Origin of the sequence: Jannaschia formosa (assembly GCF_003340555.1) — a bacterium.
GTDB lineage: Bacteria > Pseudomonadota > Alphaproteobacteria > Rhodobacterales > Rhodobacteraceae > Jannaschia > Jannaschia formosa.
Map to the genome: position 1 here is coordinate 123,364 of NZ_QPLJ01000002.1, position 12,821 is coordinate 136,184.

Below are 12,821 nucleotides of genomic sequence, written 5' to 3' on the forward strand. Positions count from 1 at the left end.
CGGCCTGCCGGTCACTCCGCGGGGACGTAGCGCTCCAGCAGGACGCGGACGGGGCCTCTGGCGCTCTGGTCGACGAGGCGGACCGCCAGCAGGTAGTCGCCCGGCAGGATGCGCATCGCGAGGAAGCTGTCGAGCCCGTTCGGCCCGTCGTCGTTCTCGCCCACCTGCCGGCCGACGCGGTCGAACAGGGTGATGATCGGGTCGACATCGGTGCCGATCGCCTCGGTCACGAGCAGCCCGCCCTCGGGCAGGGTAAGGCGCAGCCAGCTGGCGGTGCCGCTGGCGGTCATGTCGTGGATCAGGCTTGTCTGCACGGTGCCCAGGTCGATGACCTCGACGCTGTCGTCGGGGCCGGGCGCAAGCTCCGCCCGGCCGAGCCGGGCGAGGCGGTCGGCGGCGGGGTCGAAGGCCGTGAGGGTGACGACGATGTCCTCGGTCAGGCCGTTCAGGTCCTCGACCTCGATGCAATACGCGCCCGCGGGGAGCGGCTGGGTCATGTCGATGCGGGAATCCAGCCCCTCGGCATCGTCGTTCTCGGCCAGCTGGGTGCCGCTGCCGTCCCGCAGGCGGATCAGCGGGTCGCCGCCCGTGCTGGTCGCGGTGATCGAGATCGGCGTCGGCTCGGCCAGCGAGAAGGCCCGGCCCGGCGCGTCGGTCGCGCTGCCGACCACGGTCACGCCGCCGGCCAGCGTCGCCGCGGTCAGCCCGTCGCCCAGCCGGGCGACATCGGGACTGCCGCAGGAGGCGCCGGCGCCGGAGGGCGCCTCGGGCGTCTCGGCGGGCGCCGCGGGGGTAGTCGGGGCCACCGGGGCGGCGGCGTCGGTGAGCGCGGCATGGCTCTGCAGCCCGACGCGGATGGCGACGTCGGTCACGCCGCTCTCGTAGCTGCGGGCGGCGACGCAGTAGGAGCCGGGCTGGAGGCTGGCCTCGGCCCGCGCGGCGAAGTCGCCGCCAGAATCGTCGTCCGCCGCGACCTCCTGCCCCGAGGCGTCGTAGACGGCGAGGTAGGGGTCGCCGGCGGGCAGGGCGCGGGTCTCGACCCGGATGTCGGCGGGCTGGGAGAGGCTGAACATCCGCACCAGATGGCCCGCGATCGGGACGCTGCCTTCGGCGTCGAAGGGCGCGGCCGCGGTCGCGATGTCCGAGCCCTCGGGCGTGCCGCCGAGCCATTCGCCGACCAGGCTGATCCCGCCGCAGATCGGCGCGTCCTGCGCTGCGGCGGGCAGCGCGAGAAGGGTGAGGGCGGTGGCGGTCAGAAGGCGATGCATCTCATGTCTCCCTGGTCGACGCCGCCAGCCTAGCGCGGCGGCCGTTCTATCGCAAAGCCCGCCGCGGCCCGGCGGGTCAGGCCAGCCCCTCGAACACGGCGTCGAGGGCGGTGCCGAGCTTGGTGAACATCTCGTCCATCTGTCCTTCGGTCAGGATGAAGGGCGGGCAGAGCACTACGGACTGGCCGAGCGGGCGGCAGATCAGCCCGTGATCGGTGCAGGTGTTGGCGATGCGCTCGGACACCGAGAGATGCCCCTCCCAGGGGGTCTTCGTCGCCTTGTCCTTCACCGCCTCCAGCGCGCCCATCAGCCCGCGGGACCGCGCCTCGCCGATATGCGGATGCTCGGCCAGCCGGGCGAGCCCGGCCTCGAAGGCGGGGGTCAGGGCCTGCACGCGGGCCAGCAGGTCGGTCTCGACGAGGTCGATGGCGGCCAGCGCGATGGCGCAGCCGACCGGGTGGCCCGAGGCCGTGAAGCCATGCGGGAACTCCTCGATCGCGTCGGTGGCGCGCTGCAGCCGGTCGGCAAGCTCGGGTCCGAGGATGACGGCGCCCATCGGGAAGTAGCCCGCGGTCAGCGCCTTCGACGCGATGATCGCGCCGGGCACGAAGCCGTAGCTTTCGGACCCCCACATCGAGCCGGTGCGGCCGAAGCCGGTGATGACCTCGTCGGCGATGACCGGGATGCCGTGGCGGCGCAGGATCGGCAGGATGGCGTCGAAATAGCCCTCGGACGGGGGGATGACTCCGCCCGCGCCCTGCACCGGCTCCGCGAAGAAGCCGGCGATGGTGTCGGCGCCTTCGCGGGCGATGACCTCCTCCAGCTCGGCGGCGAGGCGCTGGGTGAACTGGGCCTCGGTCTCGCCCGGGCGGCCCTCGCGCCAGTAATGCGGGCAGGTGAGGTGGAGGAAGCCGGGCAGGGGCAGGCCGAAGACCGAGTTGTAGGGCTTGCCGGTCATCGAGGCCGAGACGACCGTGACCCCGTGATAGGCGTTGCCGCGCGTCAGGATCTTGCGGCGCTGCGGCTGGCCCTCGGCGCCGGCGAGGAACCACAGCATCTTGACCATGGTGTCGTTCGCCTCGGACCCGGAATTGGTGTAGAACACCTTGGCCCCGTCGAAGGGCGAGACCTGCGCCAGCTTCTCCGACAGCATCACGGTCTGGTCGGACATCCGCCCGAAGAAGGCGTGATAGCCGGGGAAGCGCGCATACTGGTCCTGCGCGGCCTTGGTCAAGCCGGGGTGGTCGAAGCCCGCGATCATGTTCCAGAGGCCGGAATTGGCGTCGAGATAGCGCCGCCCCTCGGTGTCGATCACATAGGGGCCTTCGCCGTGGGTCAGCACCACCGTCCCGCGGGCCTCGATCGAGGGCAGGTCGGTGAAGCCGAAGAAGGACGCGGACTTGGCGCGCGCGTCCCAGGTGTCGGGCAGGGTCGTGTCGGGCATGGGGGCCTCTCGGGAAGCGGTCTCGCCGGAACCTACGCCGGGTTTCCGGCGGCGTAAATGCGGGGCGCGCCGGTGGGGGCGTCAAGCTCAGCGTAAGGCTTGGCTTACCGTATCTGCGGGGAATCCGAGTTTTTGGGACCTGCGGCAGGCGGGTCGCACCCGTGTCAACCCTTTCAACGAGCGAGGGTTTCGGAGACGGCGGGCGAGATCGGGCGCGACTATTCTGCATCACCCCGGGCCGAAACGCCAATAGAGACTAACACGGGCACTTTCCCCCGAAAGCCGGCCCATGCACCGTGGGAGCGGGGGGATACACGCCATGCTGGGCACGTTCTTCGGCGCCATCGCCGACGATTTCACCGGGGCAAGCGATCTGGCCGCGATGCTGGCACGGGCGGGGGTGCCCGTCACCCTGCGCGTCGGCCTGCCGGAGGCGAACGCCCCGGGCACGCCGTTCGAGGTGATCGCGCTGAAGATCCGGACCGTCCCGCCCGAGGACGCCGTCGCCGAGGCGCGCGCTGCGCTGCGCTGGCTGCGCGCCAAGGGGGCGCAGCGGGTGTTCTGGAAATACTGCTCGACCTTCGATTCGACCCCGCGTGGCAATATCGGCACCGTCGCCGACGCGCTGATGTCCGACCTGCAGGTCGACGCCACGATCCATTGCCCCGCCTTTCCCGAGAATGGGCGGCGGGTCTTCATGGGCAAGCTCTTCGTCGGGGAAGAGCCGCTGGACGAGAGTCCGATGAAGCACCATCCGCTGACGCCGATGCGCGACGCCGACCTGCGCCGGCTGCTTTCGCCGCAGGTCGGGCGGCCGACGGGGCTGGTGCCGTTTCCGGTGGTCCGGGCCGGGCCGAAGGCGGTGCGCGACGCGCTCGCGAAGCTGTCGGGCCATGTCGTCGTCGACGCGGTCGAGGATGGCGACCTGCGCGTGATCGCCGAAGCCTGCCGCGACATGCGGCTGATCTGCGGCGGCTCGGCCATTGCGGCGCCGCTGCCGGCGCTCTGGCGGGCGGCGGGGGTGATGGACGCCGCCTCGGCGGAGCCGCTGCCGGTGCCGCGGCCCGGGCGTCTGGTGCTGTCGGGCAGCTGCTCGGCGATGACGCGGGCGCAAGTCGGCGCCTATCTCGACGCGGGCGCCTCGGGCTATCGGCTGGAGCCGGAGGAGCTGGCCCGCGGCGGGCTGGCTGAGGCGCGGGCCTGGCTGGCCCAGCAGGACCCGGATGCCGACAAGATCCTGTTCGCCACCGCCCCGCCCAACGCCGTCGCCGCCGCGCAGGAGGCGCTGGGCCCGGCCCGCGCCGGAGCGCTGGTCGAGGACGCGCTGGCGAAGCTGGCGGCCGACGCCGTCAGGGCCGGGATCGGGCGGATCGTGGTCGCGGGCGGCGAGACGTCGGGCGCGGTCATCCGCGCGCTGGGCACCGACCGGCTGCGCATCGGGCCGGAGATCGCGCCGGGCGTGCCCTGGTGCTTCACCGGGGACGGGGTGGCGGTGGCGCTGAAATCCGGCAATTTCGGCGGGCCGGACTTCTTCACCCATGCCTTCGAGATGCTCGACGCGGGGGGTTCCGTCGCAGCGCAGTAGGGGTAGTGTGGCGGCCATGACCGACCGGACCTGTCCCAATTGCGGTGCCGCGCTGCCGGAGCTCCTGGCCCATGCGCGCATGGTCAATTGCGAGTTCTGCGGCTCCTCCGTGGTGCTGGAGGACGCGGCGACGCGGCTGGCGGGCCAGGCGGGGGTCATGGCCGACGCGCCCGAGCTGATCGAGGTCGGCGTGCCGGTGCGCCTGGGCGAGGCGGGCAGCTTCAACGCCACGGGGCATGTGCGCTACGATTACGGGCGCGGATACTGGGACGAATATCACGGCAGCCTCGAGGACGGGACGCTGCTCTGGGTGTCGGTGGACGAGGGCGATGTCGCCCTGCAGCGGCCCGTCCCGAAGTCGAACTGGCCGCGCATGCAGGGGCCGCCGCGGATCGGGCGGCAGGTCAGCTCGAACGGGATCGACTACACCTGCTCGGAGGTGGACAACGCCACCGCCGTCGCCTTCCGGGGCCAGCTGCCCGAAGAGATCGTGCTGGGCGAGATCCACATGTACGCGAACTTCTCCGGTCCGCGCGGCGCGATCCTCTCGGCCGAGTTCTGGGGAGACGGAGAGGCGGCCTGGTTCACCGGCGTCTGGATCGACCCCTACGAGGTGGAGCGGCTGGCGTGACCGGGACGGTCTCGGCGATCAACTGCACCAATTGCGGCGCCGGGCTGGAGGTGCTGGGCGGCGGCCGCGTCGTCACGCAGGTCTGCGGCTATTGCGGCGCCCGGCTCGACGCCAACGACGCCTATCGGGTGCTGTCGGTCCATGCCGGGATGGTGCGCCCGGACACGCCCTTCCGGCTGGGCATGACCGGCGAGATCGACGGGGTCCGCCACACGATCATCGGCACGCTGGGCTATGTCGAGCGCTGGGGCGGGCAGGAATGGCGCTGGGTCGACCACATGCTCTATTCGGCCACCCACGGCTATGCCTGGCTGACGGTGGAGGACGGGCATACCCTGCTGACGCGCAAGGTGCGCGACTGGCCGGATGCGTCCTTCCTGACCGCGCAGACCGTCGAGCTGGTCGATACCCGCCCGGTCCGGACCTGGCGCGGGCGGAGCTATCGCTACTACGCCAGCTCCAGCTGGGAGATCGACTTCGTTGAAGGCGAGTTCACCTGGCGGCCCGAGAGGGGCCAGCGCGGATCGGCGGTCAGCCTGATGCCGACCGGGCGCGCCTCGGACATGCTGACCTATGCCGACGGCGGCGAGCGCGAGATCGAGGTCACGCGCTACTTCCCCGAGGCCGCCGCCACCTTCGGCGCCGAGGCCCTGCGGCCGCAGGGCGTCCATCCGCTGCAGCCCTACGAGGCGAAACGGGGCAAGCGGTTCTACGGGCTGTGGTTCGCGGCGATGACGGTCGCGGCGCTGGCGATCGCGATGGCTGTGACGGCGACCTCGGGGGCGCGGGTGACGCTGTTTCACGGGCCGCCCGCCGACCTGCCTGCGGAGATGAGCTTCGAGGTCGCCTCGACCACCCGGCCGGTGCGGCTGCAGCTGTTCCAGGACCTGGCCCAGAGCTGGGCGGAATACGAGATGACGCTGACCGACCCGGCGGGCACGGTGCTGGCGCAGACCGGGCGCGGGATCAGCTACTACTACGGCGGCTCGGGCGAGGATGCCTGGTCCGAGGGCAGCCGCTTCGCCTCGCTCACCTTCGAGCCGACCGTGCCGGGCCGCTACCTGCTGGAGATGGCGCCCGACCAGGTGGACCCGGGGGCGAGCCGCGCGCCGCTGCGCCTGACCGTGCAGGAGGGGCGGGGTGCCGCGCTCTGGTCCTGGATCGCGGCGGGGCTGTTCGCGGTCGCGTTCCTCTGGACGCTGTCGGCGGGCTGGCGCCACCGGATGGCGCGCTGGAAAGGCAGCGACTGGACCGAGGAGGACGACTGATGCTCACGCGGCTTCTGGTCATGACCGTGTCGCTCGGCGTGCTGGCCGGGGCGGGCTATGCCTCCTGGTACGGCATCGGCGCGGTGGACCGCGACACGGGACCGAATTCGGTCCGGACGGGATCGGTGGGCGGGGTCGGCTTCGGCTCCGTCCGGGTGAAATAAGACAGGGAGAGGCGCATGGCTGCGTTCGAGAACATCATCTTCGCGGAGGTCGTGGGCACGATCTTCTACACCTTCTTCGGCCTGTTCCTGATGCTGGCCTGCTGGTGGCTGATCGAGGCGGTCACCCCGTTCTCGCTGCGCCGCGAGCTGGAGGAGGACCAGAACATGGCGATCGCCATCGTCATGGGGGCCATGTTCCTCGCGCTCGCCATCATCATCGCGGCGGTGATCCGGACGTGAGCGGGGAGGGGGGCTCTGCCCCCCCGCCTGCGGCTCCCCCCCGGAGTATTTCCGGCCACAGGAAGACAGGGGCCGAGCTGTGGCTGCTGGGCACGACGCTGGTCGTCGCCGTCGCGGGGCTGATCTACGAGCTGATCGCGGCCACGGTGTCGAGCTACCTGCTGGGCGATTCGGTCCGGCAGTTCAGCTTCGTCATCGGTGTGTTCCTGTCGGCGATGGGCGTGGGCGCCTGGGCCTCGCGCTTCGTGGGCGACGCGGTGCAGGGTTTCGTGCGCGCGCAGATCGGGCTGGGGCTGATCGGGGGCTTCGCGGCGCTCGTCACCTTCTTCGCCTATGCGACGGTCGAGGCGGTGGCGCTGCCGCTCTATGGCGCGCTGATCGCCGTGGGCCTGCTGTCGGGGATGGAGATCCCGCTGCTGGCGCGCATCCTGGGCGAGATCGGCGCGGGGCGGTTCCGGTTCGAGAACGTGCTGTCGGTCGACTATCTGGGCGCGCTGGTGGCGTCGCTGGCCTTCCCGCTGCTGATCGTGCCGAACCTGTCGCTGATCGCTGCCGGGCTGGTCTTCGGCCTGCTGAACCTGGCCGTGGCGGGGGGGACGCTCTGGCTGTTCCGCGACCGGCTGGGGCGGGCGGTCTGGCTGGCCTGGGGCGGGTCGACGCTGGCGGTGGCCGCGGCGCTGGTCTGGTCCGGGCCGGTGGCGGGGGCGCTGGACGCGCGGCTCTATGGCGACGAGATCGTGCTGACGGAGCGGACGGAGTACCAGCAGATCGTCGTGACGCGACATCGGGGCCGGACGCGGCTGTTCCTCGACGGCTCGGTTCAGTTCGATACCGTGGACGAGCATCGCTACCACGAGGCGCTGGTTCATCCGGTCATGGCCGCGGCCCCGCGCCGGGCCTCGGTGCTGATCCTCGGGGGCGGCGACGGGATGGCGGCGCGCGAGGTGCTGCGCTGGCCGGGGGTGGAGCGGGTCGTGCTGGTCGATCTCGATCCTGCGGTGACGGCGCTGTTCCGCGACCGGGACGACCTGGCGGCGCTGAACGATTTCGCCCTGCGCGACCCACGCGTGGAGGTGGTCAATGCCGACGCCTTCGCCTGGGCGCGGGAGGGGGGCGCGGTCTTCGACGTCTCCATCCTGGACCTGCCGGACCCGAAGGACCTGTCGCTGTCGCGCCTCTATACGGCCGAGTTCTACCGGCTGCTGCGCGGGCGGCTGTCGGCGCAGGGGGTGGCGGTGACGCAGGCGGGGTCCCCGATGTTCGCGCCGGACGCCTTCTGGATCGTGGCGCGGACGATGGACGAGGGCTGGGAGGTCACGCCCTATGCCGCCTATGTGCCGAGCTTCGGGATGTGGGGCTTCGTGCTCGCGCGGCCGGAGGGGATGCGGCTGCGGCAGGCGGCCTATCCCCAGGGGCTGCGGTTCCTCTCGCCCAAGGTCTGGCAGGCTGCGCAGGTCTTCGACGCCGAGACGGGGCCGCGCGAGGGGCCGGTGAACCGGCTGGCCACCCACCCCCTGCCGCGCGCCTACGAGGCGGGCTGGGATATGTGGTTCCGCTGAGGGATCGCGCCGCGGGTGAGCAGCCGCCGCTCCGTTCGCTGCGGCGCAAGCGCGCGGTCCAGGTGGTCGGCGGCGGCCTCGACCCGCGCGTCGCCGCACATGAAGATGTCGAGCGCGGCGTAGTTGTGCTCGGGCCAGGTGTGGATCGAGATATGGCTCTCGGCGAGCAGCAGCACGCCGGTCAGGCCGCCACCCGCGAAGGGATGGAGATGGGCGCTGAGGACGGTGGCGCCCGCAGCCCTGGCCGCGCCGTGGAGCGCGGCTTCGATCCGAGCCGGGTCGGTCGTGCCGCCCCAGTGTTCGAGCAGGAGATGGCGGCCGATCATCGCTCGATCGGGATGGTGACCGGGCCGTCGTTGACCAGGTGCACCTGCATATCGGCGCCGAAGCGTCCCGTCTCGACCGGCACGCCCTGCGCGGCGAGATGGGCGGCGAAATGTTCATAGAGCCGTTCGCCCGTCTCGGGTGGGGCTGCCGTCGAGAAGCCGGGCCGCGTGCCGCGCGAGGTGTCGGCGGCCAGCGTGAACTGGCTGACGACGAGGGCGCTGCCGCCGGTGTCCAGCACCGAGCGGTTCATCCGCCCCTCACCGTCGCGAAAGATGCGCAGCTTCGCGATGCGGGTGGCGAGCGCCTCGGCATTCGCCTCCGCGTCGTCCTGCATCGCGCAGACGAGGACCAGCAGGCCCGGCCCGGTGCGGCGCACCGTCTCGCCCGCGACATCGACGCGGGCTTCGGTGACGCGCTGGACGACGGCTTTCATCCGAGGGCCTTCAAAGCTCGCTCTCCCACGGGGGATTGGCGCCCGCGCGGCTGACCGTCACCGCGGCGGCGCGGGTGCCGAGGCCAAGCGCATCGCGCAGCACTGCCTCGGGGGGGACCGCCTTGGTCAGCGCCCCCGCGCGGTGCAGCCCGGCGAGAAAGCCCGCGTTGAAGGTGTCGCCCGCGCCGACCGTGTCGATGACCGTCACCTGCCGCGCAGGGACCGAGACGCGGCCCGCGGCGGTGATCGCCGTCACGCCCTTCGCGCCTTCGGTCAGGCAGAGCACCTCCGGCCCGCGCGCCAGCACCTCCTCTGCGGAGAGGCCGACCCAGTCGAGATCCTCGTCCGACAGCTTGACGAAATCGGCAACCGCCAGAAGCCGGTCCAGCCGGGCGAGGAAGGCCGCGCGGTCGGCGATGAAGCCGGGCCGGATGTTCGGGTCGACCATGATCGGCAGATGCGCGTTTCGCGTGGCCAGCGCCTCGTAGGTCGCGGCGCAGGGCTCGACGGCCAGCGAGATGCCGCCGAGGAACAGCGCCGTCACGCCATCCATGTCCGGCAGGTCGGCGGGGGCCACGAGGCGCCCGGCCGTGTTCTCGTCGTAGAAGGCGTATTCGGCATGGCCGTCTGTCAGGGTGACGAAGGCCAGCGTGGTGGGCCGGTCCGAGACCGCGGCGCGGTTCTCGACCCTGGAGGCGGCGAGACCGGCCGAGAGCCTCTGGCCGAAGAGGTCCGAGGAGAGGCCGGTGAAGAACCCTGCGGGCGCGCCGAGGCGGCCGAGGGCGATGGCCGTGTTGAACACGGCACCGCCGGTGGCCGGGTAGAAGCCGGGCCCGTCCGCGGTCTCCCGCGGGAGCATGTCGATCAGGGCCTCGCCTGCGCAGAGTATCATCGGGGCTCCTCCGTCCTTGGGACTGACTAGCGCGCGACAGGCGCCGGGGCCAGAGCGCGCCGCGCGATCCGGGCGTCTGGGCTTGCCGCAGGATCACGGGGCCTTGCCGCCGGGTCACGGTGGATTGATCGAATTGTAATGATATCGTCGGAACGCCGCCACCGGCTGGCAGTTACTCTCCCGAATGTAACGATCGACTCGGTTTCCTGCTTCAGAGGAAAAGTCGATGAAACACGGTCCCATCCAGGCCAATACGATCGAACAGGGCGCGGGTCCGAAGGCCAGCGCCGTCGGCAAGGAGCGGCCCGTGCCCCGATCCTCGCCCTGCCGCGTCCGGTTCGCCTCGCCCGCTTCCGAGGAGCCGGCCTCCGACCGGCGCGGAACCCCGGCCGAGATCGGACCGCTTTCCGGTCGCTCGCCCGACCCCTTCATCGCAGAGGTGGCAGAGGCCGACCGGCACGTCGCGCCGGACCTGGCGCGCAGGGCGCAGTTGCTGGGGGAAGGCATCCCTGACGAGCCGGGCGACCCGCACGCGTTAATCCGACCTTTGGAGCCCCTCGATGTGGGAGATTTCGAGGAAAGCGACGCCATGCGGTTGGACCCGGCCGAAGGGCATGGGGGAATCCTCGGGCCGCTGCTGCTCGCCACCGTGGCGGGCGCGCTGACCTTCTGCGTCGCGCTCCTGTCCGGGCTGGGCATCTGGGCGACGCTGGGGCTTACGGTTCTGGTCAGCAATGTTGCTTTGGTCGCCTTCGCGGTGCTTGCGGCGGTAAGGCGCGGTGACCTGGGCGCCGGCCAATAGGCCCAGACGGACGGGCCCTTTGCGGGCCGCCCGTCACCCACCACCCGCGTAGATCGCCGCCGCGACCGCCGCCACGATCAGCGCCAGCACGACGGCGATGGCGATCTTGATCGCCGAATACGGCCGTTCGCCCTGGACCCGGCCGGACTGGCCGTTGACGACGAAGCGGTAGGACTCGCCGCGATACTTGTAGGCCGCGACCCAGACCGGAAGCAGGACGTGCTTGAAGGTCACCGCCGAGAGCTGCGTCTCCATCCGGTCGATGCGCTGCTGGTCGCCGCCGATATCCATCCGCACGTCGCGGGCGATGACGGCGTCCATGCGGGCCTTGGCCTCCTCGAGGCCAGAGGCGAGGTCGACCGAATAGGCCTCGGCCCGGAAGCCGGCCAGATATTGCGGCGCGTAGGGCGCGAGCCCGGCGAGGTCCCAGGGCTCCAGCGCGTCGGTGTGGCGCTTCGGGAGCGAGGTCGAGGCGAGGATCAGCACGTCGTCGAAGAACCGGCGGACGCGGCCGCGCCGGGAGCTCCACCGCACCTTCGGGACCTGCACCCGGGTGGGCTTGCCGTCGCGGATCACCGTCTGGGTGACGTAGTAGACGTCGCCGCGCTGGCCCGAGTAGGCGGTGTCGGTCTGCGCGTCGATCGTCCAGAACGGGACGTAGACCCCGTTCATCTTCTGGCCCTTGCGGACGTATTTCGTCAGCCCGTTCGGCGCGAACCAGAGGCTGCCCAGCCAGCGCTCCATCGCGTCGTGGGCCTCGCGCTCCTGCAGGACGAAGGGGCCGACGGCGGCGGGCTTGATGTGGCGGTTGGTGCCGGTGTCGGTGACGACGGGCGTGGCGCAGAACGGGCATTCGGCGGCGTGGATGGCCGGATCGAACTCCACCTGCGCGGCGCAGTTCGGGCAGGAGAGGACGCGCGTCTCCTCGGTCTCGGCATCGCGGGCGGCGGCGTCGAGGCCGCGGCGGATGTCGATCTCCTGGATGGCGGCGGGAGCCTTCGGGGCGAGGGGCTCGACGTTCCCGCAATGGTCGCAAACCATCCGGTCGCCACCCGGATCGAAGCGCATGTCGCCGCCGCAGGCGTCGCAGGGAAAGCGGTGCTCCTCGGTCTTCGGGACGTTCGGCGGGCGTTTGCGGGCGATGGAGGGGATCTTCATAGGAACCTGTGGAGCGGTTTCGGGACCATGATGCGCAAGGCGTTGTCGCGCAGGCGGACATGGCGCCAGATGTGGAAGCCAGCATGGAACAGCGCGACCGCGGCCAGGGCGTAGAACTCGTAGACGTGCAGCGTGCCGGCCCAACCGTTCGCCCGGGGCAGGCCCTGAGGCGGGGCGATGGGCAGGACGGTCCCGGCGAAGAGCGTGCGGGAGGCCGTCAGGCCCAGCAGGAAGCCCGAGACGGCCACGCCGAACAGGCCCCAGACCAGCGTCAGGTGCAGCGGCCGGTGAAGGACGCGGGCCGTCCCGCGGAGCTTCGGCCCGGGCCGCGAGGCGAGGCCGCGGAGCGCGAGGTCCAGCGTCCAGGTCAGGGCGAGGGCGACGAAGACCAGCCCGAAGACGGAATGAAGCTCGACCCAGTGCCAGCCCCAGCGCGCGACATGGGTCGGGGTGACGAGCAGGAACCACAGGAAGAACGGGATCGTCGTCCAGTGGACGAGCTTCAGCCAGGTGCGGCGGGTCAGGCGCATGACGGGCGTTCCGAGAGGGGCAGGCGGGGGGCGCCTGCCCCCCGCACCCCCCGGTCCAAGGGGGCCGCGGGCCCCCTTGGAGAACCCCCCGGAGTATTTGAGGCCACAGGAACGAGGGACATCAGTGGAGGACCTTCGGCAGCATGCGGCGCAGGCTGCCGTCGCCCAGCACGCTGCTGCGCCAGAGGTTGAAGGTGCCGTGCAGCGCGCCGAGGCCCAGCGTGGCGAGCAGGAGCGGGCGGGCGAGGCCCGGGTCGACGAGAGCGAGGACGGCGCCCGCGCCGTAGAGGGCGAGGAGCGCCGGATGGGTCAGCCAGGCGAGGCGGCGCGCCGCGCCCGACAGCGCAGGCGAGGGGCCGCCGCGCAGGCCCCAGGCGAGGCTGACGCCTGCCCAGGCGGCGGCATGCGCCGCGAGGACCCAGCCCGGCAGGCCCGCCGCGAGCCATGCCACCACCAGCGGCAGCGTGGCCCAGTGCAGGGCCATCACCCCCGGGCGCAGGGCGGCGGGGCCGCGCGCCAT

The 12,821-nt window shown here is 71.7% G+C and carries 15 protein-coding genes; 7 read left to right on the forward strand and 8 right to left on the reverse strand.

The genetic code is table 11. From position 1 onward, the window contains the following. Positions 1 to 11: 11 nt before the first annotated feature. Together DR046_RS03500 and DR046_RS03505 are read right to left on the reverse strand one after the other, a co-directional pair. Positions 12 to 1,268 (reverse strand): PPC domain-containing protein, encoded by a 1,257-nt coding sequence (locus DR046_RS03500; protein WP_115380021.1) that lies wholly within the window; start codon positions 1,266 to 1,268, stop codon positions 12 to 14. Between the two features lie 76 nt (positions 1,269 to 1,344). Continuing rightward, positions 1,345 to 2,712: an aminotransferase gene (locus DR046_RS03505; RefSeq protein WP_115380023.1), complete on the reverse strand. Its 1,368-nt coding sequence runs from the start codon at positions 2,710 to 2,712 to the stop codon at positions 1,345 to 1,347. A gap of 319 nt (positions 2,713 to 3,031) precedes the next feature. Here DR046_RS03505 and otnK point away from each other — a divergent pair, with 319 nt between their 5' ends. From otnK to DR046_RS03530, 6 genes are read left to right on the forward strand one after another with little or no spacing between them, the layout of a single operon-like run. After that, a complete protein-coding gene (gene otnK / locus DR046_RS03510) occupies positions 3,032 to 4,297 on the forward strand; it encodes a 3-oxo-tetronate kinase (RefSeq protein ID WP_306418025.1) in 1,266 nt (421 codons plus the stop codon). A 16-nt stretch (positions 4,298 to 4,313) separates the two neighbouring features. Then, the gene (locus tag DR046_RS03515; protein ID WP_167766857.1) at positions 4,314 to 4,928 is read left to right on the forward strand and encodes a DUF4178 domain-containing protein; all 615 of its coding nucleotides are present in this window, start codon (positions 4,314 to 4,316) and stop codon (positions 4,926 to 4,928) included. Continuing rightward, a complete protein-coding gene (locus tag DR046_RS03520; RefSeq protein ID WP_115380026.1) occupies positions 4,925 to 6,196 on the forward strand; it encodes a DUF4178 domain-containing protein in 1,272 nt (423 codons plus the stop codon). Before DR046_RS03515 ends, DR046_RS03520 begins: the two co-directional genes overlap by 4 nt. After that, on the forward strand, positions 6,196 to 6,360 hold the full coding sequence (locus tag DR046_RS23480) for a hypothetical protein (RefSeq protein ID WP_167766859.1): 165 nt from the start codon (positions 6,196 to 6,198) through the stop codon (positions 6,358 to 6,360). Before DR046_RS03520 ends, DR046_RS23480 begins: the two co-directional genes overlap by 1 nt. Before the next feature lie 15 nt (positions 6,361 to 6,375). Then, the gene (locus DR046_RS03525) at positions 6,376 to 6,600 is read left to right on the forward strand and encodes a DUF350 domain-containing protein (RefSeq protein WP_115380028.1); all 225 of its coding nucleotides are present in this window, start codon (positions 6,376 to 6,378) and stop codon (positions 6,598 to 6,600) included. Beyond that, positions 6,597 to 8,159 (forward strand): polyamine aminopropyltransferase, encoded by a 1,563-nt coding sequence (locus tag DR046_RS03530; protein WP_245190797.1) that lies wholly within the window; start codon positions 6,597 to 6,599, stop codon positions 8,157 to 8,159. The genes DR046_RS03525 and DR046_RS03530 overlap by 4 nt, the downstream gene beginning before the upstream one ends. Here the strand turns inward: DR046_RS03530 and speD are convergent. Genes speD through DR046_RS03545 form a run of 3 tightly spaced genes read right to left on the reverse strand, consistent with a single transcriptional unit; the run spans position 8,126 to position 9,811 of the window. Continuing rightward, positions 8,126 to 8,485, reverse strand: a complete 360-nt coding sequence (speD, locus tag DR046_RS03535) for an adenosylmethionine decarboxylase (protein WP_115380030.1) — start codon at positions 8,483 to 8,485, stop codon at positions 8,126 to 8,128. The two genes, DR046_RS03530 and speD, sit on opposite strands and share 34 nt — an antisense overlap. Beyond that, positions 8,482 to 8,919, reverse strand: a complete 438-nt coding sequence (gene dtd, locus DR046_RS03540) for a D-aminoacyl-tRNA deacylase (protein ID WP_115380032.1) — start codon at positions 8,917 to 8,919, stop codon at positions 8,482 to 8,484. Before dtd ends, speD begins: the two co-directional genes overlap by 4 nt. Before the next feature lie 10 nt (positions 8,920 to 8,929). Continuing rightward, entirely contained in the window at positions 8,930 to 9,811 is an 882-nt protein-coding gene (locus tag DR046_RS03545) for a carbohydrate kinase family protein (RefSeq protein ID WP_115380034.1), read from the reverse strand. Between the two features lie 226 nt (positions 9,812 to 10,037). Here DR046_RS03545 and DR046_RS03550 point away from each other — a divergent pair, with 226 nt between their 5' ends. Further along, positions 10,038 to 10,613 carry a hypothetical protein gene (locus tag DR046_RS03550; protein ID WP_115380036.1) on the forward strand — a complete coding sequence of 192 codons (576 nt, stop codon included), beginning with the start codon at positions 10,038 to 10,040 and terminating at the stop codon, positions 10,611 to 10,613. Positions 10,614 to 10,646: 33 nt separating this feature from the next. Here the strand turns inward: DR046_RS03550 and DR046_RS03555 are convergent, their stop codons facing one another. The 3 genes from DR046_RS03555 to DR046_RS03565 all read right to left on the reverse strand — a co-directional run bounded on the left by DR046_RS03555 (position 10,647) and on the right by DR046_RS03565 (position 12,821). Next, positions 10,647 to 11,771: a TFIIB-type zinc finger domain-containing protein gene (locus tag DR046_RS03555; protein WP_115380038.1), complete on the reverse strand. Its 1,125-nt coding sequence runs from the start codon at positions 11,769 to 11,771 to the stop codon at positions 10,647 to 10,649. Then, the gene (locus DR046_RS03560) at positions 11,768 to 12,301 is read right to left on the reverse strand and encodes a cytochrome b/b6 domain-containing protein (protein ID WP_115380040.1); all 534 of its coding nucleotides are present in this window, start codon (positions 12,299 to 12,301) and stop codon (positions 11,768 to 11,770) included. The genes DR046_RS03555 and DR046_RS03560 overlap by 4 nt, the downstream gene beginning before the upstream one ends. 121 nt (positions 12,302 to 12,422) lie before the next feature. Continuing rightward, entirely contained in the window at positions 12,423 to 12,821 is a 399-nt protein-coding gene (locus DR046_RS03565) for a hypothetical protein (protein WP_115380042.1), read from the reverse strand.

What these genes read in the sequence shown, in the direction of transcription:
- DR046_RS03555 (WP_115380038.1), bottom strand. Translation starts at nt 11,771, where the DNA reads ATGAAGATCCCCTCCATCGCCCGCAAACGCCCGCCGAACGTCCCGAAG.
- DR046_RS03500 (WP_115380021.1), bottom strand. Translation starts at nt 1,268, where the DNA reads ATGCATCGCCTTCTGACCGCCACCGCCCTCACCCTTCTCGCGCTGCCC.
- DR046_RS03565 (WP_115380042.1), bottom strand. Translation starts at nt 12,821, where the DNA reads ATGGCGCGCGGCCCCGCCGCCCTGCGCCCGGGGGTGATGGCCCTGCAC.
- otnK (WP_306418025.1), top strand. Translation starts at nt 3,032, where the DNA reads ATGCTGGGCACGTTCTTCGGCGCCATCGCCGACGATTTCACCGGGGCA.
- DR046_RS03560 (WP_115380040.1), bottom strand. Translation starts at nt 12,301, where the DNA reads ATGCGCCTGACCCGCCGCACCTGGCTGAAGCTCGTCCACTGGACGACG.
- DR046_RS03545 (WP_115380034.1), bottom strand. Translation starts at nt 9,811, where the DNA reads ATGATACTCTGCGCAGGCGAGGCCCTGATCGACATGCTCCCGCGGGAG.
- DR046_RS03515 (WP_167766857.1), top strand. Translation starts at nt 4,314, where the DNA reads ATGACCGACCGGACCTGTCCCAATTGCGGTGCCGCGCTGCCGGAGCTC.
- speD (WP_115380030.1), bottom strand. Translation starts at nt 8,485, where the DNA reads ATGATCGGCCGCCATCTCCTGCTCGAACACTGGGGCGGCACGACCGAC.
- DR046_RS03550 (WP_115380036.1), top strand. Translation starts at nt 10,038, where the DNA reads ATGAAACACGGTCCCATCCAGGCCAATACGATCGAACAGGGCGCGGGT.
- DR046_RS03525 (WP_115380028.1), top strand. Translation starts at nt 6,376, where the DNA reads ATGGCTGCGTTCGAGAACATCATCTTCGCGGAGGTCGTGGGCACGATC.
- DR046_RS03505 (WP_115380023.1), bottom strand. Translation starts at nt 2,712, where the DNA reads ATGCCCGACACGACCCTGCCCGACACCTGGGACGCGCGCGCCAAGTCC.
- dtd (WP_115380032.1), bottom strand. Translation starts at nt 8,919, where the DNA reads ATGAAAGCCGTCGTCCAGCGCGTCACCGAAGCCCGCGTCGATGTCGCG.
- DR046_RS23480 (WP_167766859.1), top strand. Translation starts at nt 6,196, where the DNA reads ATGCTCACGCGGCTTCTGGTCATGACCGTGTCGCTCGGCGTGCTGGCC.